A 24018-nucleotide genomic window follows, 5' to 3' on the forward strand; every position below is an offset into this window, starting at 1 on the left:
TACTTTCATTAATTTTTTATTTCCCTTTCAATTATTTCGAGCATATTTAGTATCCTTTTACGCAAAGTATGTGATTGTATGTTTGTAATTTGATGATGTGTAATTACTTGGCTAACCATACCTTCCAATTCAACATCTTCAAGAACTTTTGTCAAATTCAAACTTTTTTTTGTTGGCTTTATAGTGAATTTATTCTTTGATTCTTTGTCCAATGCCTCAGTAGGGGTGTACCCATCTTTCCATAAGTTATTATTTACGTTTCTTGAAACTCCCAATCTGAGATAACAGGGCAATAAAATCTGTGTTCTGAATTTTTGATACTCTAACTCTAGCTCTTGGACTTGAAATACTTCAGAAGACCAATTGGATAAAAATCGCACCAAGGTATCATTGTTTATTAAACGAAGATTTTCTGAACCGACTATATCATTTTTAATGGGGTCAAAAGTTGGGTCTCTAAATAGTGTCCATAATGATTGATAGAGCCCATCTTCATTAATTGAATTAGGATCATCTATTTGATTTAGCAAATTGTTGGAAGCCTCTAGTGCCTCATTACGCATTAGTATTTTTTCATCGAGTTGCTTCAGATTACTTTGATATTCACTATGTAATTGTTTTAGTATTAATTGCTCCTTGGCCAATTCGTTCTGTTTTACATTCCAATTATTAATTTGAAGAGCAATCAAAATCCCAATCACAACAAGTACGATCTCCCCGATCGCATATAGAAGATATTTACTGAATTTATTTTCAGAGAGTAATTTCTGTCTGATTTTTCTAAAGAATTTAATCATAAGAGGTTGGTTGCTATAAAGATATGACTTTTAATGAATTGAACACTGGTCATCTCCAACCGACCAAAGGGAGTGTGAGAAATATGGATGTCTCAATCGGAACTCAGTTCCTCATTTCGAAATGTATTTACCAAGGGTTGAGTTTTTATAGGATTTCAAGTTTTGAGAAATATCCAATAAAAACAAAAGTTCGTGTAAATGGTTTTTACTATCCGCACGTTTATTTGCAATCCTCGTTCAGTTCCTGATATTCGGATAAGATCACCGTAGGTATTTCCTGTCCGCTTTCTATTTTGATACAGCTCAAGTTCGGATTTCTATCCACACGTAAATCTATCAGCGCTGGATTTTGGCTTACGTCCAATTGGGTCATCATATTGGAAGAGGCATAAAAATACTGCAAGTTCGGGTTATCTGCCAGTAGGATGCCCTCGAGGCTGTTGTCCGATATTACCAAGGTTTCCAAAGACGGATTGGAACTGAGGTCCACTGAGCCAAGTTGGTTGGTGGTCAATAGAATACTTTTTAGATTGGGCGCTCCGGAAGAACTAAAAGAGGTCAGCACATTATTGCTGATGAGCAAATGTTCCAGTGACTCGTTGGTAATGCTAAAATCTTCAAAGTAGTTGTAGGACAGGTTCAAAAATTTTAATCGCGTTGCTTGCTCCAGTCCGGAAACGGTATTCAACTCGTTTTGCAATACATTCATCAAGATCAAACGGGTATTTTTACTTAAATCGATGGTTTTTAAGTTGTTGTTTTGAAGATACAAGGTGTCCAATTTTGTGTTGGAACTTAAATCGATTTCCTGCAGGTTCTGACCGATCGCGGACAAAAAAGTAATGTTTACAAACCCTTCGACGCCCGTGAGATCCTCTATATCCCCAAAGTGACTGTTCAGGTTTATATCCAGTCGCTCAACTTTTTCGGCATCTTCCCGTAACATTTGCCCGTTAAGTGTACCATCGGTATCGATTCCCTGATCAATAAGTAATTGCTCAAAATGGTTGTCCGGGATAAGAAGATACTGGTCATTTACCAGATTATCGTCGGCATTGTCGTTGGAGCACGAGCCCAAAAGCGCTAAGGAAAAAATACAGGTAAGGGCAAAGCATGTATTTGCCATTTTACGGATGGTCATTCTGATTGTTTTTTGATGATGAATCCATAGGACTCAGAATCATCAAAAATGTTACACTTTTTTTAATTAGAATTTAAAAAATCATTGAGGACGGTGAGCAAGAATTACCACTAAGTAGAGGATTACATCAATGCATTTATTCTCTGTCGGTCGCTTAAGTGGTGTTCAACCATTTTATGCCGGCAGTTTTTATTTCTTTGGAATGCTCATGGCCGAATCCCCAAGATTTTGTTGGTTTCAGAAATCAACCGGGTAATTTTTACTTTATCATAGGCATCGGGATGGGCTTCGCCAAAGGACCCTTTGTCGTTGTCAAAATATTGGCCACTACTTTGGTTATAAACATCCGATAAGGCCAAATCACATAATATTTCTACACCCTTGCTTGCTGGCGACCAATGTTGCCCGAATGCTTCTTGAGCCATTTTGGTGTTTAAAAGCGACCCTGGATTCACAGCGATTACATTCAGGTTTTTTTTTGTTTTTGCCAAATAAAAACTCCACATGGTCAGGGCCAATTTACTTTGTGCGTATGCCTTTTGCTCCGTTAGCAATTCTTTTCCCATCAAGGCATTGAACGATACCGGGGATTGCGCAGCGGAACTCAAATTAATGATCCGTGGGGCACTGCTTTTTTCTAGAAGTGGTATAAGTCCATAAGTTAAAAGGTATGGAGCAAAATAATTTACGGCAAACCGCATGTCCAATTGGTTTGAGTTAACTCTGTTGGGACTGACATAAATCCCTGCATTGTTGATCAAAACATCGATGGCCGAAACTTCTTTCGAAATTTCACCGACCATGTGTTGTATGCTTTCAAAATCTGATAAATCCGAGACGAAACCGATTATATTTTCATGGTTGGCTGCTTCCTTTAGTTCAGTGATCGTCTTTTCTAATTTCTTGGGGTTTCTCCCATGCAACAGAATCCGGTTTCCATTTTTGGCCAACGCAATGGCCGTCAATTTACCGATACCGTCCGTGCTCCCTGTAACCAAAATTGTTTTCATTGCTAATCAATATTAAGGGAACCATTGGTTCGTATGTACAGGATTGTTTCCTTATCGGAGGTGTTGGCAATGGAATGTAAAGCCCGATCGGACGAAGTAAAGTAACTACCGATATCCAATGCTTTTATTTCTTTGGTCTGCGGCAAAGTGTAATCCAAACCGCCCTGGACCACGACCGCATGAAAAATATTTCCAGTACTGTGTAGCTTGCCGTTGAATCTTTTTGGAAGCTTAACGAATACGCCTTGGAGCGCATTATCTGTATGGCTTTTCCATAGAAAACTGATTTCCGCTTTGCTGTCCTTGGCAAGCCACTCGCTTTTTTCGTAATTCAACCAAACCACATTGGAAGCATCTATATTGATGGGCCTTTCGCCATTGTCAAAAGCTTTATCCTTGGGCTTTACCAAATAAGGGCCATGATCAATTTCCACATAAGCAATGTTTTCGTCGCCTTTGGCCGATGTAATGTGTGCTTCTCCCCGCGGCTGTGTCCAAAAGCTGCCAGGGGTCATCCACATATGTTCCGCTTTGGGGTCATCATTGTGTATGGAGCCTTTTAATACCACTGCCCTGTAGGTTACATTGTGAATATGGGGAGGAGAGGAAAATCCATCCGTAAATTTCGCTAGAAAGCCAGTGGCGACCTTTCCATTTCTATTGCCCCATATTGTGCCCGCCTGTGGACTTTGGTCGCCACGGGCGGGATTCAATTTTTGCCAAACAATATCAGAGCTCAACACCACCTTGTTTGTGGGTTCAATTGTCTTTTCGGTAGCCCCACCGTTTTTGGGTTCTACAGATTCTTTGTGTTGATTGCACCCAAGCGCAATGAATAAGGATGTTATCGCTATAAATGTGTTTGTTCTTGTTTGCATGGTACTCTATATCTCTGTGAAAATTTCCGTTTTCGGCAATCGGGACTTTGGTAAGCCGGCATTAAAATCGTTTGCTGATCTATAGCCCAAACCTACCATCACAAGTGAGGTATATCCTTTTTCGCGCAGTCCAAACTCTTCATCCAGAGCCTTTACATCAATTCCTTCCATAGGGACAGCATCAATGCCAAGGGCCGCAACGCCAAGAAGGAAATTGCCAATGTTCAGATACACTTGTTTTTCCATCCAATGTTGGGCATCCTTCAGATCAAACCTGTGGATGTTGGTAAACAATTGTTTTGCCCCAAAATTCTGTGTTTTGAACTCTTCCTTTGCAAATCGGCCGTCTGCATCCTCGATATCCGTTACATGCTGGAGGTAATCATCATCTATATCCGTTTTGGAGCAGAACAGAACCACATGCGAGGCATCTAAAACCTTTGGTTTGTTGAAACTGAAAAAACCTTCGGTTCCCTTCGCCAGTCTTTGTTTGCCTTCATCCGTACTGGCAATTATAAAATGCCATGGCTGTGAGTTGATGGACGAAGCACTCATTTGCAGCAATGCTTTAATGTTGTCTTCGTCTTCTTTTGCGATTTTTTTGGTTGGATCAAACTCTTTTGTGGTATACCTCCAATTCAGTACTTCTTTTAAATCAATTTGATCATTAACTTTTGCTTCCATTTCTAAATACAAATATTAGTTACTATACTATTTATAGTTGCAAACGTAAGTATAGTATTCTATCTTTGCAATAACGGTCATAAATGATAGTATAGCCTTATGGAAGAAAATGAACCAAAGATGCTCAATTATAAAGGGACCAAATATCCATGTTGCGCTAGTTTGACGATGGGGCTGATCGGCGGTAAATGGAAAACGGTGATTCTTTACCATTTAATGCATGATACCCTGAGGTACAATGAGTTGCGCAAAACAATGCCCACAGTTACCGAAAGGACCTTGAGCCTACAATTAAAAGCGTTGGAAGAGGATGGCTTGATCAAAAGAAAGGTGTACACCTCAAAACCGCCGTTAAAAGTGGAATATTCGTTGACCGATTTTGGCAAAACTTTAATACCCTTGATCCAATCTATTGCGGATTGGGGAGATTATGTTGTTGAAAATTATTCAGATGCGTAAAATTTGACCTTGGAAGAGCTGTGGCGTGGCTATTTCTTTTTAGCCTCGACCAAATCTAATTGGTCAACACTTACATTAGTGGTAAACATGCCGTAATTTACAACGGCTTTGCCTTTTTCCAAAGTGTCAATGGTGCCCACTGCCTTGCCATCTAATAAACGGACACGATCGCCTACTTTGAATACGGGGCGGGGTTTGTTCTTTTCGGCCTGGATTTCCTTTTTCTTTTTTATTTTCTTTTCTACACGGACCTTCTTGATTTTTTGCTCCAGCTCTTGGGCCACTTGCTTCTTTTCTTCTTGTTGGGCCTTGGCCTTTTTGGCTGTGGTTTTTTTACGCTTGCTGTTCTCGGTTTCCACGATTCGGAGCATTTCCGATATCAATGGTCGTTTCTTTTTGTCAATAAAATATTTTTCGGCAGCTGTGTTTACTTTATTTCCCAATTGGATCATGCGCTGGTTGTGGTCGTACATTTCCTGGTAGCTCTCCAACTTGGATTTGATTTTGGAGTTTAATTGTTCCAAGCGCTCGGATTCCTCTCTGGCCTTAATTTCTTCTTCCTTTAATTTAGAGCCGGTTTCCACCATTTTGCTGCGTTCTTTTTGCAGCTTGGCAATAGTAGCATCAAAACGGACCTTGCCACGTTCAATTTTCTTTTTCGCCTTGTTGATCAGGGAGTAGGGGATGCCGTTCTTTTGCGCCACCTCGAAAGTGAAGGAGCTTCCTGCTTCTCCCAACACCAACTGAAAAGTAGGTTCCAAGGTTTTGGAGTTGAACAACATATTCGCATTGGTTGCATGGGGCAATTCGTTGGCCAAAGCCTTTAAATTGGCATAGTGAGTGGTGATAACGCCATAGGCTTCACGTTCGTAGAATACTTCCAAGAATGCTTCTGCCAAAGCCCCACCCAATTCAGGGTCGCTACCTGTACCGAACTCATCGATCAGGAACAAGGTTTTATCATTGCATTTTCTTAGAAAATGATTCATGTTCTTAAGTCGATAACTATAGGTACTCAAATGATTTTCAATGGATTGATTGTCTCCAATATCCGTTAATATCTTATCAAAAAAGCACACTGAACTGCGCTCGTGTACAGGAATCAGCATACCGCTCTGGAGCATTACTTGAAGCAACCCGATTGTCTTAAGAGTGATACTTTTTCCACCTGCATTGGGGCCGGAAATTACGATAATTCGATTCTCCTGGTGCAGTTTTATGGTCTGCGGCCAGGTTTTTTCATTTTTTCTTTTATTGGATAAAAAAAGTAGAGGATGGTAAGCATCACGAAGGAACAATTCCCTTTCTTCGTTGACCTCGGGCAAAATGCCGTTCATCTCGTTGGCATATTTTGCCTTGGCTGCGGTGATATCCGTATTGGACAAATAGGTTTGATAGTCCATTAGTACATCCCGATAGGGCCTGATGGTATCCGTAAGCTGGTTCAGTATGCGCTGTACCTCTTCTTTTTCCTCAAACTCCAAATTACCAAGTTCCCTGGTGTAGGTTAGCGTGGCTTCTGGCACAATGTACACGATACTCCCGGTTTTGGACGTACCCATTACGGTACCTTTCACTTTTTTTCGGTGCATGGCTTTTACCGCCAAAACCCGGCGGTTTTCCACTACGGACTCACGGATTTCATCCAGAAAATCCAAGGACTGATATCGTCCGAGGGCAGCCCCAAAACTCTGATTGATCTTACCGCGGACTTCGTTGATCTGAGTCCGAATGTACCTCAGTTCAGTGGAGGCGGAATCTTTGATTTCTCCAAATTTGTCGATAACTTCATCGATGGCACCGGGAATGTCCGGCTGTAGCTCCAAAGCATCAATTTTTTCAAAAAGCAATGGGTAGTATTCCTTGAACTTTTTAAAGAATTTTTGATGGATCGCCACAGTTTTGCAGATGCCGCCAATTTTTCGGAACCCTGCAATCTCCAAGGTGCTGTTGTCTATCTTTAAAAGACCAAGTTCACTATTGATTTGGTCGAAGCCGTGGTTAGGAATACGGTTGTCGTTGGAAAAGGAAGCCAAATACTCCGAAGTTTCCCCCAGTACATGCATAAGTTCCTCTTTTTGTTTAAATGGAACTATGTTCAAGGCATCTGCTTTTCCCAGTTCCGTATTGCAGCGCAAGGCTATTTGGGTCAATACAGTTGGGAATTCTAAATCTTGAAGTGTTTTGGGGTGGATCTGTTGCATCTATTTCTTCTAGCATCGCAAAGATAGGATTTTGATGTGTTTTTAAAGACACGCCCTTTGGCAAAAACAAGTTGGTTTGTGTACTTTTGATTGCAGCTTAATCCTTTACATAGATCTAAGTTAAAATGAGAGGCGACAATACCGTTATTTATATTATAGCTGGGGTGATATTGCTACATTTTGTGGTTGGAATCGGGTATTTGATCTATAAACTGACCAAAAAGAAGTAAAGTTATCACATGGACGTAAACATTGGGCCTAGTTGGAAAATTCAACTTCAAAAGGAGTTTGATAAACCTTATTTTAAGGAGTTGACCGGATTTGTAAAACAGGAATATCAGCAATACACTTGCTACCCAAAGGACCACGAGATTTTTTCGGCATTTAATCATTTTCCGTTTCACGAGACCAATGTTGTTGTGATCGGTCAAGATCCTTATCATGGCCCCGATCAAGCCAATGGGCTGTGCTTTTCGGTCAAAGACGGGATTTCACATCCGCCATCTTTGATGAATATTTTTAAAGAGATCAATATGGATTTGGGCAAACCTTATCCAGAAAGTGGTAATCTGCAACGTTGGGCGGATCAAGGGGTTCTATTGTTGAACGCTACGCTTACAGTAAGGGCGCAACAGGCCGGAAGCCATCAAAAAAAAGGTTGGGAGCAATTTACCGATGCGGTGATACAAACAGTTTCAAATGAATTGGAGGGCGTTATTTTTTTGCTCTGGGGTGGATTTGCCAAGAAAAAATCATCATTGATCGATACGACGAAGCATCACATTTTGACCTCCGGTCATCCATCGCCATTGAGCGCCAACCGTGGACTGTGGTTCGGCAATCAGCATTTCAGCAAAACAAATACATTATTGGCCCGAATGGGCAAAACGCCCATTGATTGGTAGGACGGTACTTTTGCCCCAACTGGATCTTATTTCCAAAGAAAGGTTTTCGGCGATTTTACTTCGTCAATCAAGTTTAGATCAAATAGTCTGGACTGAACCTCATTTACGGTTTGTTCAGGCAATTGCTTTTGTCCCCAAGTGGTTTTGGAAAGCCATTCTTTTATGTCTTCCAGTTTTTGCCCGTATCTGTTGGACAATGTCCTGTCTATACTTGGAATTTGCTTAAATTCTGAAGTATAGGTGTTGATGATATCCAGAATATGAGCCAAGGCACCGGCGTTTTTGGAAATAAATGTGTCCGTGGCAGCGATCACAAAACAAGGCCAAGGGGTAGGGCAGTCGCCCAAACGCTTAAAGGTGCCATTGTCCACAAGTGGTTTTGTGGTAAAATGTTCCCACATAAAATAAGCGTTGGAACCATTTGATAGGTTTTCTACTGCTCCATCCAAATTATTGATGATTTCAAACTCCAGGTTTTCCGTATCCCAGCCACGGTCCTGTGCATGGATATAGGCCATTAAATGACTTCCACTTCCCATTCGGCTAATGGCAACTTTATCATCTTTAAGAGCTGTGACAGAATTTCGTTCACTGTTGGCATCTACATGAATGCCCCAAAGTAGGGGAGAGGATACATATTCTTGCACAATTTTTACGGGATTTCCCTGTGAAATACTTTTAATGACCCCTTCGGTGAGGATTACGCCAAGGTCCGCTTCGCCGTGTTGAAGCATTTGGGTCATTTTTCCGGTACCTTCGGGTATATCGGTCCACTCGAGTTGGATGCCCCTATCCTTAAAGGCATTGTCCTCGAGTGCCAGGTGCCATGGCAGGTTAAAATGTTCTGGAACCCCAATAATCTTTACTCTTTTCATTTGGCGATTTTTTTCATGGTTTGTTTCATAGGGTTCCGGTCGGTATATTTTAAAAAACTGAAGATATAAAATTATACCAGTTGACTTTTGACTATGCGCTCCAAGGTATATTGTATCAACTCATCTATGGTTTTTTTTCCATCCTTGGAAAACTCGCTTGTTGCCCTATTGGCAATTATGGCATTTAATGAAATAGCTCTATGTCCATGTAATTTGGCAATACCGTACATGGCAGCGGTTTCCATTTCCAGATTGGTGATCTTTAGGTTTTTATAGGTAAAGCCAGCAAGTTTTTCGTTAAAGTCAGGAATTGCCGGTTGTAGTCTTAACACTCTTCCTTGAGGCCCATAAAATCCTGAATTTGTTCCTGTTACACCTAATCGTATACGATTTGAACGCATTACTTCACCTAATTTTTCATCAAAATCGACCACATACGGGTGTATATGGTAATCGTCCCATGACAAGTAATTGGTAAGATGAGATTCCAGTTCGGTGTTCCGAATATCCGTACTATCATAAAAGTGCATCAGGTTGTCAAAACCTATTCCTGCAGTACTCATCAAAAAAGAGTCAACGGGAATATCGGCTTGTAGTGAGCCAGATGTACCGACCCGTATAAAATTAAGCTGTTTCTTTTCTGATTTAATTTGTCTAGAAGTAAAATCTATGTTTACGAGTGCGTCGAGTTCATTAAAAACAATGTCGATATTGTCGGTACCGATGCCTGTGGAGATTACTGTAATCCGTTTACCGGAACAATATCCGGTATGTGTAACAAATTCGCGTTTACTCTTTTTTACTTCAATGGAATCAAAGTATTTGGAAACTTCATGGACTCGATTTTGATCGCCCACGGTAATTATGGTATGGGCAATGTCACCTGGGTGCAGGTTCAGGTGATAGATACTTCCATCAGGATTCAGAATAAGCTCTGAGTTGCCCAAAGATGAATCCATTTTGGTTACAATTTAAGAATGCGGTTTGTATCGGTATTGTATAAGAAGTTATACTTTAAGGAGCCTCCCAAATACATTTGATTATCACGTATTTCCGAATAATAATTAGTGTCCTGCTTTAAAACATCCAGTCCCTTTTTTGTAAGTTTTACCGGGTCAAAAGAACTAAAAAGCGGTTTTAGGGATAAAATCATTCGTTCGTACTGTGTATCACCAAAACCATAAAATCCTTGATTTGTCAACAACTCGCGCATCAATTCCTTTTTGGATTTAGGTTTTTGGCTCTTTGCGGTTTCCAAAATATGGTTCTCAAGGTCGTTCAATCCATTTTTAATGGTAGGGAATCGTTTAAGATGGGTTTTAAGGGCATCGGAGAGGTATTCGAATTGGAAATCGTTGTTGGCAATTTGATTCTCCAATCGGATAGGGTTGTCGCTACAATATAATTGCCAAATGTAGTCCGCATATTCAATGTCATCCTGGGTCAGTACCTTTCGATTATCGTAAAGCTCCAATAATTTGTCATCGCTCAGTTCGTTAAGACCGTATAGTCTGCCGGAATTGTCTTCTTTGCCACTGCATACCAGCGATACTTCGGCATGTCTTCTATGAGTTTTTAGCCAGCTCAATACCGCCAGCATATTTATTTGACAAAAAAGATCGTATTCGAACCACAAAACAATTTGATCTTGTTGTTTGTGGTTGCATAGAGATCTATATTCCTTTAAGGTTTTTTCAATAAACCAAGACTTGGAGACTTTGTAATTTTTATTGAGGAATTCGAACCTGGTTTTCCAGAACGATTCGCTCCCTACTGTGGAGAGTGTTTTGCCTTCGCAAAGCATTTCCCTCCATGTAATTACATCTCCTTTTAACTGTAAAGACTGTAGTTTGGATGTGAAACTGTCCCCGTTGGTTATGTGCAACAGTGATTTCATTTTCAGCTTTATTTTCGTTGGTTAGGAATAATAAAAGTAAGACTTAAAGCAACAACACAAAAATTTTTTAAAAAAACATTGGTGTTCCCGGGTTGCTTGACTATCAATAAAACCACTTTATTCTATTGCGGAATGGTTGAACATCATCCACCGACGCGTTTTACCGAAAACCCATTTTCCTTTAGGAAATCCATTATTTTATCCCTGTAATCCCCTTGTATGATTATGGTTTCGTTCTTAAAACTGCCGCCTACCCCTAAAAAAGTTTTTAGGTCTTTGGTCAATTTTTTGAAGTCACTGTTGGCTCCATTGTACCCTTCAATAATGGTTATGGGCTTGCCTTTGCGTTTTTCATATTTGCAGATAACAGGTTCATCCTGCAGCCAATATGGCGATTTTCCCTGTTCTTTATCGGGTTCTTCTTCTGGAACGTGGTCTGGAAATAGGTTTTTTAATTGGTCTCCCAGGTCCATATTTATTTCTTTATCAGTCCTAAATCGATTAATCTTTCGTGCAAAAACTCTCCCGCAGTAATGTCATCAAATGCTTTCGGGTGCTCTTCGTCGATGCAATTTTCCAAACAATTTAAAGGCATATCGCTCACTGGATGCATAAAAAATGGAATGGAATAGCGCGAAGTGCCCCAAAGTTCCCTTGGTGGGTTTACTACCTGGTGAATAGTGGATTTCAGCTTATTGTTGGACAATCTGGACAGCATGTCCCCGACATTGATCATCAACTGGTCGGGTTTGGCAATGGCATCCACCCAATTGCCTTGGTGATCTTTTACTTGAAGCCCCTTGCCATGGGCGCCCATCAACAAAGTAATAAGATTAATGTCCCCATGGGCCGCAGCTCTTACCGCATTCTTGGGTTCTTCGGTAATAGGAGGGTAGTGTATGGGTCTCAAAATGGAATTGCCATTTTTAATGTAATCATCAAAGTAGTTTTCCTCTAGCCCTAGGTGCAATGCCAGGGCACGCAACACATATTTTGCTGTTTTTTCCAGCATTTGGTATGTTTCTTTACCAACACTGTTAAAGTTGGGCAGTTCTTTGACCGTTACATTATCCGGATATTCAGCTTTTAGTTTTGGGTTGTCCTCAACGTATTGGCCAAAATGCCAAAACTCTTTAAGATCGCCTTCCTTTTTCCCCTTGGCGTGTTCTTTTCCGAAGGAAGTGTAGCCTCTTTGCCCTCCAATGCCCTCTATCTCGTATGTGTCTTTAACTTCTTGTGGTAGCTCAAAGAATTTTTTAATCTCGGAATAAAGACTTTCGACCAGTTCATCGGATAAAAAATGTCCGCCCAAGGCAACAAAACCGATATCCTCGAAAGCGGCACCAATTTCTTTCACAAATTTATCCTTTCGTTCTGGATCGCCCGAAACAAAATCTTTCAGGTCCACGCTTGGTATAGCACTCATAATATCATCTTTGGAATAATATCAAAAATAGGAAATTCTGCTTTAGGATTTTCTTTTCTTAAGAGTTTGAACGGCTTTTTACTACATTTACCGAACAGAATTTTATTGTATGAGATATCATGTGGGCAACTTGGAAGAACATAAGTTGCTGGATTTGTACAAAGGTATGCTGAAGCCTAGAATGATAGAGGAAAAGATGCTGATTCTACTTAGGCAGGGCAAAATTTCAAAATGGTTTAGCGGTATGGGCCAAGAGGCCATTTCTGTAGGGGTTACACAAGCTCTTAAGGAAAACGAGTACATTTTGCCCATGCACCGAAATCTAGGGGTCTTTACCTCGCGCAACATCCCGTTGAACCGACTTTTTTCCCAATGGCAAGGCAAGCAGAACGGATTTACACAAGGTAGGGACCGAAGTTTCCATTTTGGAACCCAAGAATATAAAATCGTGGGGATGATCTCCCATTTGGGCCCACAATTAGGTGTTGCCGATGGAATTGCATTGGCCGATATGCTAAGGAGAAAAAAGCGGGTAACGGCTGTTTTTACAGGAGAAGGGGCGACTAGCGAAGGGGATTTTCACGAAGCGTTGAACGTAGCCTCCGTTTGGAATTTACCTGTGTTGTTCTGTATCGAGAACAACGGTTATGGCCTGTCCACACCCACAAACGAACAATATAATTGCGAGCACCTGGCGGATAGGGCCAAAGGATATGGCATAGAGTCCAGGATTATCGACGGAAACAACATTTTGGAGGTCTTTACCAAAGTTGATGAGCTTTGCAGGGCAATTCGCAAAAGACCGAGACCTGTATTGTTGGAGTTTAAGACATTTAGGATGCGGGGGCACGAAGAGGCCAGTGGCACCAAATACGTTCCGGATAAATTAATGAGAGAATGGGGAGAGAAAGACCCTATTTCCAATTACGAAAGCTTTTTGTTGGAGGAAGGTGTACTGACCAACGAAATGATCGAGACATTAAAAACTGAGATTACTGAGGAAATCAACTCTAATCTTCAGTTGGCTTTTGATGAACCGGCCGTGACCTGTAGTGAAAGTAAGGAGTTAAAAGAAGTGTATCAAGAATTTGATTATCAAGATATTGTTCCTGAAAAGAATGGAACTGAAGAAATCCGGTTCGTAGATGCAATTTCCCAAGGCCTGGAACAATCCATGTACAGGCACAACGAATTGATTATAATGGGGCAGGACGTTGCCGATTATGGCGGAGTTTTTAAAATTACCGAGGGTTTTGTGTCCAAGTTTGGAAAACGAAGGGTTAGAAATACGCCTATTTGCGAGTCTGCTATAGTATCTGCTGCGATGGGCCTGTCCATAAACGGGATGAAAGCCGTAATGGAAATGCAGTTTGCCGATTTTGTTAGTTCAGGATTCAATCCCATTGTCAATTACTTGGCCAAGGTGCATTATCGTTGGAACGAAAATGCCGATGTAGTGGTAAGAATGCCATGTGGTGGTGGTGTCGGAGCAGGCCCGTTCCATTCGCAGACCAACGAGGCCTGGTTTACCAAAACACCGGGGTTAAAGGTGGTGTACCCGGCATTTCCGGTCGATGCCAAAGGCTTGCTCAATACCGCAATCAACGACCCCAACCCAGTTCTATTTTTTGAGCATAAGGGATTGTACCGTAGTGTTAAGGGCGAAGTCCCTACGGATTATTACACGCTCCCGTTTGGTAAAGCAAATATTTTGAAGAAAGGAAATACAATTTCCATTGTTACTTATGGTGCCGGTGTGCACTGGGCTTTGGAAACGTTGGAAAACCACCCGGAGATCAACGCCGACCTGATAGATTTGAGAACCTTACAGCCGTTGGATACAGATACGATTTACGAGTCCGTGAGAAAAACGGGTAAATTGATAATTTTACAAGAAGATACCTTATTTGGAGGGGTGGCAAGTGACATTTCCGCCATGGTCATGGAAAATTGTTTTAAATACCTCGATGCCCCGGTAAAAAGGGTGGGAAGTTTGGAAACACCGGTACCTTTTGCCAAACCGCTCGAAGAGAATTATCTGCCAAAGAAAAGATTTGAAACAGAATTAATTGAGCTGTATCAATATTAATATGAGTGGTTTACCTATTTTTTTAATACTTTAACAACTGTAAATACGTCCCCAATCGTATATTTTTTGAACATTAACTTAATACTTATGATGAAACGATCACTATTATTAATTGCCGTGATGGGGCTTTTGCTCACATCATGTTCCGTTTCCAAGAGCGCGAGAACACAAAGAAATTTGTTCAGTGGAACTTGGAACTTGGACAACGTTTATTACGAAAACAATTCAGGTAACTTTAAATCCACCATCTTTAACGATGCAGAGGATATCTGCTTTGAGGATAGCGAGTGGTTTTTTAGGGATAACAACAGTACTGGCCGCTACACGATCAAGCAAAGTTCGCTTTGCCAAGGAGGTGACCGCTTTTTTAGATGGTCCGTTGTAGAGCCCCAACAAAATTACCAAAGCCAATTGCAATTTAAGTTTATTGACGAAAAACGAAAGGATATATCCGGAGGATACGGATACCGTTTGAACATCGTTGATCTAACGGAACAATCCATGACACTTAAATCCAATGTGTCCGTTGATGGTCAGCCTGTGACCGTTGTTTATGAATTCTCAAAAAAATAATTACATGAAAAATATACTTTTAAAAAGTGCAACGGCTTTTTTGGCCCTGACACTAATCATTAGTTGTGATGCCGTTAAAAATGCCAACAATACCCAAAAAGGTGCTGCGATCGGTGCAGGAGGCGGAGCTGTGATCGGCGGAATTATAGGAAACAATGTAGGAAAAGGAAATACTGCCCTGGGCGCCATTATCGGAGCCGTTGTGGGTGGAGCGGCCGGTGGCTATATAGGTAATCGTATGGATCGCCAGGCAGAACAAATCGAAGAGGAAATCCCTGGTGCCGAGGTACAAAGGGTAGGAGAGGGCATCAATGTTACCTTTAGTGGGGAGAATGGTGTTTATTTCGACACTAATAAATCCGACATTAAAGGCGCTTCTGCTGCAACTTTGGATAAATTGGCGGGAATTTTTAAAGAATATCCTAAAACCAATATTCTAATAGAGGGGCACACCGATAGCGATGGCGCGGCCGAATACAATATGGGCCTATCTCAGCGCCGGGCACAATCCGTAACCAGCTATTTAGTTTCCAAAGGAATTTCCAGTGGTCGCTTTACCACGAAATGGTATGGCGAAGAACAGCCTATAGAATCCAACGAAACTGCCGCAGGAAAAGCGGCCAACAGAAGAGTGGAACTTGCTATTATAGCGAGCGATGAGCTAAAACAGGAAGCCTACGAGAAGACCGAAAACTAGGATTCATCTTTTATAACACATCAAGGTCCGGTACTATATCGGACCTTTTTTTGTTTACGGATGTTAAATAAACCATTAAATGTGGGTTAAACTAGCACAGTTTGAAAGAAATTATGTAAATTATCTAGGTAAAAGGTTAAAAATGAAACCCTTGAGTTGCCATGGAAAGTAAAGCACCAAAAAGTATTCAAGATCAGCAAGAAATGTTGCTGTTGAGGGTTGAAAGAAACGATAGAATGGTTCAACGGCTTTCCCAAAAATTAAATTCTTATACCTATGAACCAAAATGTCCACAGCGGTTCGAAAAATTCCATGAACTAAAAGATGGCATCCATAATTTTAGAAAGCATCAAAAAAGCCTGATGCAAAAAGTGCAGCAAAAGAAGAACGATCTCTCCCATGGTCTGGAAAAGGAAATAAGGGTTCATTTAGATCGCTTCAAAAAATTGGAAAGCGATTTTGCATCCTATTTGTTCAGCCTTGACCGACCTTTATAATACCTAAGATCCTTTTTTACGTTTATTTTGTTTGGAAGTACTTCTTTACACCATAAACATGCGTAATATTGCAGGACGGTAAAACTGTCGTGGAATGGGAAAATCATCAAACTCTGCATTGGTCGTATTGGCTTTTTTTGCCATCTATGTAATATGGGGGTCGACCTATTTGCTGAACAAGATTGCAGTATTGGAACTAGCCCCGTTTATGTTGGCCAGTTGCAGGTTCACGTTGGCAGGCCTATTTATTTTTCTTTTGGCCAAAATAATGGGTATCTCTCTTCGGATTACCAAAAAGCAAGCACTAAACACTATAATTGCCGGCATACTTTTTTTAAGTGTGGGCAACGGTCTTGTGGTTTGGGCGTTGCGTTATGTGGATACCGGTTTTGCGGCCTTGGAAATTTCTTCCCAACCTCTGATCATACTTTTAATGATGCGAGTTTTGCAGGGTAAAAAAATTCAACCCATGTCTGTAGTTGGGGTGGTCTTGGGGATAATTGGCATTTATTTGTTGGTAAGCCAAAAAGAGATCATTACTCAAGAAGAATCGATTTTGGGCATGATGATGATTTTCTTTTGTATGGTCTGCTGGGCCTATGCCAGTCTTTTTGTGGCCAAAGCGGATTTACCGAGCAATTACTTTGTAAATACCGGCTACCAGATGTTTTTTGCAGGCCTTATTCTTAGTTTAATGAGCATGGCCTTTGGTGAGCAGTGGTCCTCTCCATTGGTTTGGAGCACAGAAGTGCAGATTTCCATGGTATTGCTCATTATTTTTGGAAGTATTGTCGCATTTACCTCTTTCAATTATTTGTTAAAGACGGTTTCTCCCGAAAAAGTGGCTACCTCCACCTATGTTAACCCCATTGTTGCCTTACTATTGGGCTGGTATTTTTTGGATGAGAAGATTACACTTCAATCGGTAGCTGCGGCCGCCATTCTTTTAACAGGAGTATATTTCATCAACACCAAAAAAACCTTGGCCATATTTGAGCGGTTCAAACGTTAACACACCGTTATTTCTTTCGGATTTGATGTCAATATTTTGTATTTTATCGGTAACAATGCTGAAATCGATGAAACCATTACAAAAATTCATACTTTATTCGCTGTTATTGTCTTTGGTGGCTTGTGCCTCTTCGCAAAACAAAGCTACACCGGAACAAGTATCGGCACTGGAAGAAATGGTCGCAAACAAGCATTTTGAAATCAGGGCGCTCTGGGCGCAACCATTGGTCACGCAAAGCATGAACAGTATCGCAAATGCAGGCTTGTTGCCTCCGGGCAGCACTGCAAACCGCATTGAAATTACAGGTGCTGCAAATTATTTTAAAATGGTAGGGGACAGTGTTATGGCCGATCTGCCCTTTTTTGGAGAACGTAGAATGGGAGGTGGCTATAATCAAAATAAGGGAGGTATTGTTTTTGAAGGCATTCCTAGGGACTTGACCATAGTTCCAACAAAAAAAGATAATGGGAAAACCATCCGTTTTTCGATCAATGGTGATTCCGAAGGGTATCAGGTAATTGCCCAATTATACCCTAACGGTACCGCCAGGCTCAATATTTCCAGTACCCATCGGACCAATATGTGGTTTCAGGGGGATCTTGTCCCATTCAAAGAGGAATAAACGGTTTATCAAAAAAAGTAATGCGCAGTGACGCATGGTTTTCTTCATTTTGTCTTAGCTTTATCAATTCAAAACCACAACACTTAAAAAATCACTATGAAAATGTATGCGCTGACCTTTAGGTCATTATGTTTGCTCACATTTGCGATTACTACGTTTTCCTGCAATGGAAAAAAAGAAGACAAAGACAAAGAAGCTTCCGAAGAGATCACCGAGAACACAGAAGAATCTAATGGCGATTTACCCTTGGAAAGGCTGAATCTTCCCGAGGGCTTTAATATCGAATTATATGCAGAAAACCTCGAGGGAGCGCGCTCCATGGCCATGGGAGCCGATGGCACCTTGTTCGTGGGAACGCGTAACGAGGGAGTGGTGTATGCATTGAAGGACACCGATGGTGATTATAAAGCGGACAAGACGTACACCATTGCTTCCGATTTGGAGCAGCCCAATGGTGTGGCTTTCAAGGATGGTGATCTGTATGTGGCCGCAGTAAGCAGACTCTTCAAGTTTTCTGATATAGAAACACAATTGGAAAACCCTGCGGAACCAGAATTGATCTATGATGATTATCCAACGGAGTTCCATCACGGTTGGAAATATATTGCATTTGGACCAGACGATAAACTTTACGTGCCGGTTGGCGCGCCCTGTAATATTTGCGATAGTGCAACGGTAGATAAACGTTATGCTTCCATAACACGAATGAATGCCGACGGGAGCAACCGGGAGATAGTGGCACATGGTGTGCGAAATACGGTTGGCTTTACGTGGCACCCAAATACCAAAGAGTTATGGTTTACCGATAACGGACGGGATATGATGGGAGACGATATTCCTCCCGGTGAGTTGAACAAGCTTACCGAAACCGGGCAACATTTTGGCTATCCGTTCTGCCATGGGGGAACCGTAAAAGATCCTGAGTTCGGCGATCAACGACCTTGTTCCGATTTTGTACCTCCTGTTCAACCTTTGGATGCGCATGTAGCTGCTTTGGGCGTAAAATTTGGTAAAGGACCCATGTTCCCGGAGTCGTATCAAGGACATGCTTTTCTGGCAGAGCACGGCTCATGGAACCGCTCGTCTAAAATTGGCTATCGGGTAACTTTGGTAAAATTGGAAAATGGCAAGGCAATTAGTTATGCTCCTTTTATCGATGGTTGGTTAAACGAAGAAACCCAAGAGGCATTTGGTAGACCGGTGGACCTGTTGTTTTTGGAAGATGGCTCGCTGTTAATTTCGGACGATTATGGAAATGCCATATATAGGGTTACCTATAAAGGTTAGGGCAATAATATCATAAATTTAAAAGGTACTTGGGAATGGTCAATTCGTTCATTTTCCAAGTACTTTTTTTTTGGTCTTTGCTCACCACTTCAACAAAATAGTAATTAATACCGCCCTCAATTTTGGAGACCAAATGTTCTATGGTAAAAGTGGAGCCTTCGTGGTGGAAAACATACTGTGTAATTCTTTTGTTTGGGTTTTTGGTGACCTGTCCGTTCCTAAGGATCAATTGGGGCCTGCCCAAAATGCTGCTCTTATTGTGCCAGCATAGGTAGCGGAATTCTCCGGTACGGAGCCTATCGATCCTTACAGTGAACTGCTCATCGCCAAAATAGGCCAGTATACGATCAAGTGATGGGTCGCTCCAAAAAATAGCTGCGTAGGTTTAAAATGATTTGGAATTAGTGGTAACGGCAAAACAGGCATTATATTACACCCTGTGTCTGGATCCCCAATGGGCACCGGCCAACCAACCGATCATAAAAATAATAATTCCGGCCATGATCAAACAAAAGATCTGTAAGGCATTTATAGTTTCGAGTGTAGTCATATTCCCGTTTTTTTAGCAAGCTACACGTTGTGCAATTATTTTACGCAACCAATTGACGAATGTAGGTTTTCAATTGATGAATACTGCATTTGAATATACGGATAGCTATTCTTTGCGCTTAAAAATTCCGAAAAAGGAAAATTGTCCATTTACTGGCGTACTCTGTCCATTTTTTAAGCCTCTTCATTACCGGAACTTTGTCTCATCAAAATTTAAGTTTAATCAGTTAAAGAAAAATAGAATGAAAAATTTAATGCGAACACTTTGCGTGTTTATGATCACCATTTCGGGGCTACATGCCCAATTGCCAGAACCCGGTTTTGTAATCGATGGCTCTACCGCCATTGTGATCACCGATCCACAAAACGATTTCCTTAGCCCGGACGGAGTGGCTTGGGGGGCCGTAGGGCAAAGTGTACAGGAAAACAACACTATCGAGAACTTGGAGACCATGTTCAAATTGGGAGAAAAGTATAACATTCCTGTGTTTATTTCTCCCCATTACTACTACGAGCACGATCACCAATGGAAATTCGAAGGAACCCTGGAAAAGTTGATGCACAACATTACCATGTTCGATCGTGGAGATCAATTGAACGTAAAAGGATTTGAAGGCTCTGGCGCCGACTGGTTGCCACGGTACAAAAAATACATTAATAAGGATAGGGTAGTGGTTACCGGTCCCCATAAAGTGTTCGGTTCCGAATCCAACGATTTGGCCCTACAGCTAAGAAAACAAGGGGTGGACAAGGTGATCTTGGCCGGAATGTCCGGTAACCTTTGTGCAGAATCGCACATGAGGGAGTTGGTGGAAAACGGTTTCGAGGTAGCTGTTGTTGGCGATGCCACAGCTTCTGCCAAGCTACCTGGGTTGGATGGCGACCAAGCTGCTCAGACCAATTATAAAATGATATCCAGTAAAGTGTTTACCACGGACGAATTAGTGAAAGAACTAAAAATGCACGGCATAAAGTAAGACTTAAGTGTTTGTGATGTTGCAGTAGGTTGACAAGGGGTTCGATGTAGATCGGGCCCCTTGTTTTTTTGACGGTCAAGTAGTTAACCCATGTAAAAATGTCCGAGAAGGATATCCAAGGAGGTAGTTTTCGTCAACCTGAACTTGTTTCAGGTTCTCATAATGATTTGCTCAAAACCATGATGGGATTCTGAAATGAATTCAGAATGACGCATCTCAATGTTTTTGCTTGATATTCAATGCTTTCAATTTCCAAAGGGAAAATTGTCCAAGGACTGGCGAAATCTGTCCATTTTTTACTAGCTATCATCAACGCACCTTTGTATCGTCAATAAAGACAAAGCATTTACGAATTTAAAAAACAGAAAATTATGACACGTTTACAAGCATTAGATCCAAAGGAAGCAACCGGAAGATCAAAAGAATTATTTGAAGGTATCCAGTCAAAATTGGGAATGGTTCCCAATATGATGAAAACCATGGGGAACTCCTCTGTGGTGTTGGAAAGTTACCTAAACCTTAGCGACACATTGGGCAAAGGCTCTTTGGGTGGAAAATTGGGCGAATTATTGGCCTTGTCCGTAGCAGAGTCCAACGCCTGTAACTATTGCCTTTCCGCACATTCTTTTATAGGTGAAAAATTGGTAGGGATAGACACAGATACCCTACAGGCCGCAAGAGGTGGTGAAAACGGGGACGCAAAAATCGAGGCAGCGCTTCAATTTGCCAAAACCTTGATCGCCAAGAACGGACGGGTTTCTGCAGAAGATGTGGCAGCTGTTAAAGATGCCGGATATACCGATGGCGCCATCGGCGAGATCGTTGCCCATGTGGCCTTGAACATTTTTACCAATTATTTTAACAATACGGCCAATACCGATATCGATTTCCCAGTAGTGGAAGCTGCAACGGTATAACCGATCATTACAACTTAAAATCAAAAACAGATGAAAACATTTAGAAATCTATTTCTTGTGGCATTCACATTGTTTGCAGCCATAAGTGTACAGGCCCAGACCCCTCCGGTAGACGATAACGGTCTTGCCATTGGTGGGTACGATGTAGTCTCCTACTTTTCCGGAGAAGCCAAAAAAGGAAGCAAGAGTTATGCGGTAAAGCACCACGGGGCTACCTATTATTTTGCCAGCAAGGCAAATCAGAACGCCTTTAAAAAATCGCCCAAGAACTATTTGCCCCAATTCGATGGGTATTGTGCGTGGGGCGTAGGTGCCAAAGACGCCAAGTTTCCCATCAATCCGGAAACCTATACGGTGATCGATGGAAAATTGTACCTGTTCTTTAACGGACCCTTTAACGGAGAACCCTTTAATACGTACCAAGATTGGGCACAACGCACCACCGAGCTTAAAAAAGCGGCGCATGCCAAATGGCCCAAAGTAAAAAATAGCAAGTAGGTTTTAATTACCTGAGAGGGGTGGGGTCGTAAAGGTCCTGCCCTTTTTCAATCTAAAAAACACGATTATGGAAACAGAAAAGAAATATCCATTGCCTCCCTTTACCGAGGCTACCGCAAAGGAAAAAGTACAATTGGCCGAAGATGCCTGGAACAGCCAGAACCCGGAAAAAGTGAGTAAGGCCTACACCGTGGATACCGAATGGCGCAACCGTTCCCAATTTGTGAACGGACGAGAAGAGGTGGTTGCCTTTTTGACCGAAAAGTGGCAAAAAGAAAAAAACTACAAACTACGAAAGGAACTATGGGCCTTTACCGACAATAAGATTGCAGTTCGTTTTGAATACGAATACCAAAATGCCGAAGGAGCGTGGATACGCGCGTACGGGAACGAAAATTGGGAGTTCAACGAGCACGGGCTTATGCAAAAGCGCTATGCCAGCATCAACGATCTGCCGATAGACGAATCGGAAAGAAGACTTTAGTCAAATGTCAGGTCGAGTCTTTCGACTTCGCTCAAGATAAACTAAAGTCGAGACCGCTTATTTAGATGTTGAGATATATGGCTTATCGACTGCGCTCGAAGTGACAGACATAGGGTTTATAATGATTGATAACAAACAACTAACTACTACAAACTACCTACTAACAATTGCTAACTGCTAACTGCCTACTGAAAACCGCCTACTGAAAACTCAACATATATGGACATCTACAACACCAACACACTTATTAACGAACAGACCGGGAACTTGGCCTTTAAACTCTCCGAATTTGATAATAGCTGTCAGTTTTGCGATACCCATCGGTTCAATTACTATTCCCTGATCTGGATAAAAAAGGGGAGGGGCACCGCCCAAGTGGATTTTACGGAATATCCCTTTACCCCGAACACGCTTTTTGCCGTAACGCCCTATCAACCCTTTACCTTTACCGAAGAAGAGCCTTTGGAGGGCGTGGTTTTAAATTTTCACCCGGATTTTTTCTGCATTCACAAACACCACGAACAAGTGGCCTGCAACGGGATCCTTTTTAACAATATCTACAGCCCGCCCATGCTCTGTGTTACGGACGATATGAAAAACGAGCTGGAACGCATAATAGAGCAGATGTATGCCGAAGTACAAAAATCCGAATTGGCACAGTACGAACTGTTGGTATCCTATCTTAAAATATTTTTGATATCCGCCTCCCGCGCCAAGGCCAAGCAACAGCCCGAAGCCTTGGAGGGCAGCACCGACGAAAAAGAGCCCTTTATTTTACAAAAGCTCAAAAATCTGATAGAGACCCATTACAAGACCATGCACTCCGCAGGCGAATATGCCGATCTGCTGAACATTAGCCCCAAAGCGCTGGCCAAGATGACCAAGAACCATTTTAACAAGACCATGACCAACCTGATCAGCGAGCGGATCATTATAGAGGCCAAGCGCGAGCTGTACCTTACCAACAAAACGGTAAAGGAGATCGCCTACGACCTGGGGTACGACGATGAGCACTACTTTAGCCGATTTTTTAAGAACAATGCGGACATATCCCCCAAAACCTATCGCGAAACCGTGGGCTTTGCCCGTGCCGCCTCCGCGTAAACCCTATTGATGAAAGCACATATAGTTCACCAGACCTTACCGTTGCCCTTTGGGCAGGTGTACAAAACCTTGAAACAACGAATTACCGACCACGATTTTTTGCTCCTGCACGAAATAGACACCCAGGCCATTGTGGCCAAACATGGGGTGCGCATAGCGCCGTTGCGGCAATTGCTCTTTTTTCACCCGAAATATATTGCGGAGATCATGGCGAACGATCCTTTGGCCATAAACGATATCCCCCTAAAACTGGTACTGCACCAACTGGATGAGACCACCACCCAACTGAGTTTTAAAAACCCCGTGCACAGCTTACAGGACTATGGGTTAAAGCCCGAAATGGCAGCCGAGTTGTTGAAGCGGGTGCAGGGGATACTTTCTTTTTAAGGAGGGTTGGATTGTTGGATTTTTTGGAATGTTGGAGAAAGCCCTTTAG

Annotated in this window: 27 protein-coding genes; 15 read left to right on the forward strand and 12 right to left on the reverse strand. The window is 41.8% G+C overall.

The window, feature by feature from the left end; translation table 11 throughout:
- Nucleotides 1-8 precede the first annotated feature (8 nt).
- The 5 genes from ACXAFK_RS08815 to nfsB all read right to left on the reverse strand — a co-directional run bounded on the left by ACXAFK_RS08815 (nucleotide 9) and on the right by nfsB (nucleotide 4510).
- A complete protein-coding gene (locus ACXAFK_RS08815; protein WP_474957487.1) occupies nucleotides 9-797 on the reverse strand; it encodes a DUF6090 family protein in 789 nt (262 codons plus the stop codon).
- A 220-nt stretch (nucleotides 798-1017) separates the two neighbouring features.
- Nucleotides 1018-1938 (reverse strand): leucine-rich repeat domain-containing protein, encoded by a 921-nt coding sequence (locus tag ACXAFK_RS08820; protein WP_474957488.1) that lies wholly within the window; start codon nucleotides 1936-1938, stop codon nucleotides 1018-1020.
- A 206-nt stretch (nucleotides 1939-2144) separates the two neighbouring features.
- A complete protein-coding gene (locus ACXAFK_RS08825) occupies nucleotides 2145-2948 on the reverse strand; it encodes an SDR family NAD(P)-dependent oxidoreductase (protein WP_474957489.1) in 804 nt (267 codons plus the stop codon).
- A 2-nt stretch (nucleotides 2949-2950) separates the two neighbouring features.
- Nucleotides 2951-3826 carry a DUF4437 domain-containing protein gene (locus ACXAFK_RS08830; protein WP_474957490.1) on the reverse strand — a complete coding sequence of 292 codons (876 nt, stop codon included), beginning with the start codon at nucleotides 3824-3826 and terminating at the stop codon, nucleotides 2951-2953.
- Between the two features lie 6 nt (nucleotides 3827-3832).
- Nucleotides 3833-4510: an oxygen-insensitive NAD(P)H nitroreductase gene (gene nfsB / locus ACXAFK_RS08835; protein WP_474957491.1), complete on the reverse strand. Its 678-nt coding sequence runs from the start codon at nucleotides 4508-4510 to the stop codon at nucleotides 3833-3835.
- Between the two features lie 120 nt (nucleotides 4511-4630).
- Here nfsB and ACXAFK_RS08840 point away from each other — a divergent pair, with 120 nt between their 5' ends.
- Nucleotides 4631-4969 carry a winged helix-turn-helix transcriptional regulator gene (locus tag ACXAFK_RS08840; protein WP_474957492.1) on the forward strand — a complete coding sequence of 113 codons (339 nt, stop codon included), beginning with the start codon at nucleotides 4631-4633 and terminating at the stop codon, nucleotides 4967-4969.
- Between the two features lie 29 nt (nucleotides 4970-4998).
- Here ACXAFK_RS08840 and ACXAFK_RS08845 read toward each other — a convergent pair whose 3' ends face one another.
- A complete protein-coding gene (locus ACXAFK_RS08845; protein ID WP_474957493.1) occupies nucleotides 4999-7173 on the reverse strand; it encodes an endonuclease MutS2 in 2175 nt (724 codons plus the stop codon).
- A gap of 239 nt (nucleotides 7174-7412) precedes the next feature.
- On the opposite strand from ACXAFK_RS08845, the gene ACXAFK_RS08850 reads away from it, so the two are divergent.
- Complete coding sequence (locus tag ACXAFK_RS08850) at nucleotides 7413-8078, forward strand: uracil-DNA glycosylase (protein WP_474957494.1); 666 nt, start codon at nucleotides 7413-7415, stop codon at nucleotides 8076-8078.
- A gap of 26 nt (nucleotides 8079-8104) precedes the next feature.
- On the opposite strand, the gene ACXAFK_RS08855 is transcribed toward ACXAFK_RS08850, so the two are convergent.
- From ACXAFK_RS08855 to ACXAFK_RS08875, 5 genes are all read right to left on the reverse strand, one after another.
- Nucleotides 8105-8953: a substrate-binding domain-containing protein gene (locus tag ACXAFK_RS08855; RefSeq protein WP_474957495.1), complete on the reverse strand. Its 849-nt coding sequence runs from the start codon at nucleotides 8951-8953 to the stop codon at nucleotides 8105-8107.
- 71 nt (nucleotides 8954-9024) lie between these two features.
- Entirely contained in the window at nucleotides 9025-9912 is an 888-nt protein-coding gene (locus tag ACXAFK_RS08860) for a nucleoside phosphorylase (protein WP_474957496.1), read from the reverse strand.
- Nucleotides 9913-9917: 5 nt separating this feature from the next.
- Nucleotides 9918-10850, reverse strand: coding sequence for a DUF1835 domain-containing protein (locus ACXAFK_RS08865; protein WP_224836859.1), 933 nt, complete (start codon nucleotides 10848-10850; stop codon nucleotides 9918-9920).
- 143 nt (nucleotides 10851-10993) lie between these two features.
- On the reverse strand, nucleotides 10994-11323 hold the full coding sequence (locus tag ACXAFK_RS08870) for a translation initiation factor (protein WP_224836860.1): 330 nt from the start codon (nucleotides 11321-11323) through the stop codon (nucleotides 10994-10996).
- Between the two features lie 2 nt (nucleotides 11324-11325).
- Entirely contained in the window at nucleotides 11326-12276 is a 951-nt protein-coding gene (locus ACXAFK_RS08875) for an isopenicillin N synthase family dioxygenase (RefSeq protein WP_474957497.1), read from the reverse strand.
- 109 nt (nucleotides 12277-12385) lie between these two features.
- Here ACXAFK_RS08875 and ACXAFK_RS08880 point away from each other — a divergent pair, with 109 nt between their 5' ends.
- From ACXAFK_RS08880 to ACXAFK_RS08910, 7 genes are all read left to right on the forward strand, one after another.
- Nucleotides 12386-14365: an alpha-ketoacid dehydrogenase subunit alpha/beta gene (locus ACXAFK_RS08880; protein ID WP_474957498.1), complete on the forward strand. Its 1980-nt coding sequence runs from the start codon at nucleotides 12386-12388 to the stop codon at nucleotides 14363-14365.
- Nucleotides 14366-14452: 87 nt separating this feature from the next.
- A complete protein-coding gene (locus ACXAFK_RS08885; RefSeq protein WP_293295180.1) occupies nucleotides 14453-14938 on the forward strand; it encodes a lipocalin-like domain-containing protein in 486 nt (161 codons plus the stop codon).
- Between the two features lie 4 nt (nucleotides 14939-14942).
- Entirely contained in the window at nucleotides 14943-15635 is a 693-nt protein-coding gene (locus tag ACXAFK_RS08890) for a YiaD family glycine zipper/OmpA-like lipoprotein (protein ID WP_224836864.1), read from the forward strand.
- A gap of 161 nt (nucleotides 15636-15796) precedes the next feature.
- Nucleotides 15797-16132, forward strand: coding sequence for a hypothetical protein (locus ACXAFK_RS08895; protein WP_293295181.1), 336 nt, complete (start codon nucleotides 15797-15799; stop codon nucleotides 16130-16132).
- Between the two features lie 94 nt (nucleotides 16133-16226).
- Nucleotides 16227-17144 carry an EamA family transporter gene (locus ACXAFK_RS08900; protein WP_474957499.1) on the forward strand — a complete coding sequence of 306 codons (918 nt, stop codon included), beginning with the start codon at nucleotides 16227-16229 and terminating at the stop codon, nucleotides 17142-17144.
- 67 nt (nucleotides 17145-17211) lie between these two features.
- Nucleotides 17212-17766 carry a DUF4251 domain-containing protein gene (locus ACXAFK_RS08905; protein WP_224836867.1) on the forward strand — a complete coding sequence of 185 codons (555 nt, stop codon included), beginning with the start codon at nucleotides 17212-17214 and terminating at the stop codon, nucleotides 17764-17766.
- A gap of 96 nt (nucleotides 17767-17862) precedes the next feature.
- On the forward strand, nucleotides 17863-19053 hold the full coding sequence (locus ACXAFK_RS08910; protein ID WP_474957500.1) for a PQQ-dependent sugar dehydrogenase: 1191 nt from the start codon (nucleotides 17863-17865) through the stop codon (nucleotides 19051-19053).
- 10 nt (nucleotides 19054-19063) lie between these two features.
- Here ACXAFK_RS08910 and ACXAFK_RS08915 read toward each other — a convergent pair whose 3' ends face one another.
- Complete coding sequence (locus ACXAFK_RS08915) at nucleotides 19064-19297, reverse strand: hypothetical protein (protein ID WP_224836869.1); 234 nt, start codon at nucleotides 19295-19297, stop codon at nucleotides 19064-19066.
- Nucleotides 19298-19844: 547 nt separating this feature from the next.
- Between ACXAFK_RS08915 and ACXAFK_RS08920 the strand changes: the two genes are divergently transcribed.
- The 6 genes from ACXAFK_RS08920 to ACXAFK_RS08945 all read left to right on the forward strand — a co-directional run bounded on the left by ACXAFK_RS08920 (nucleotide 19845) and on the right by ACXAFK_RS08945 (nucleotide 23969).
- Entirely contained in the window at nucleotides 19845-20579 is a 735-nt protein-coding gene (locus tag ACXAFK_RS08920) for a cysteine hydrolase family protein (protein WP_474957501.1), read from the forward strand.
- Between the two features lie 371 nt (nucleotides 20580-20950).
- Nucleotides 20951-21496: a carboxymuconolactone decarboxylase family protein gene (locus ACXAFK_RS08925; RefSeq protein WP_224836871.1), complete on the forward strand. Its 546-nt coding sequence runs from the start codon at nucleotides 20951-20953 to the stop codon at nucleotides 21494-21496.
- 30 nt (nucleotides 21497-21526) lie between these two features.
- Nucleotides 21527-21994, forward strand: coding sequence for a YHS domain-containing (seleno)protein (locus ACXAFK_RS08930; RefSeq protein ID WP_252079794.1), 468 nt, complete (start codon nucleotides 21527-21529; stop codon nucleotides 21992-21994).
- A 67-nt stretch (nucleotides 21995-22061) separates the two neighbouring features.
- Complete coding sequence (locus tag ACXAFK_RS08935) at nucleotides 22062-22478, forward strand: DUF1348 family protein (RefSeq protein ID WP_474957502.1); 417 nt, start codon at nucleotides 22062-22064, stop codon at nucleotides 22476-22478.
- 219 nt (nucleotides 22479-22697) lie between these two features.
- Nucleotides 22698-23582 (forward strand): helix-turn-helix domain-containing protein, encoded by an 885-nt coding sequence (locus ACXAFK_RS08940; protein ID WP_252079792.1) that lies wholly within the window; start codon nucleotides 22698-22700, stop codon nucleotides 23580-23582.
- Between the two features lie 9 nt (nucleotides 23583-23591).
- Complete coding sequence (locus tag ACXAFK_RS08945) at nucleotides 23592-23969, forward strand: DUF302 domain-containing protein (protein WP_474957503.1); 378 nt, start codon at nucleotides 23592-23594, stop codon at nucleotides 23967-23969.
- The last annotated feature ends 49 nt before the right edge of the window (nucleotides 23970-24018 follow it).

The sequence above is a fragment of the Flagellimonas sp. ABD4_174 genome, assembly GCF_056160185.1.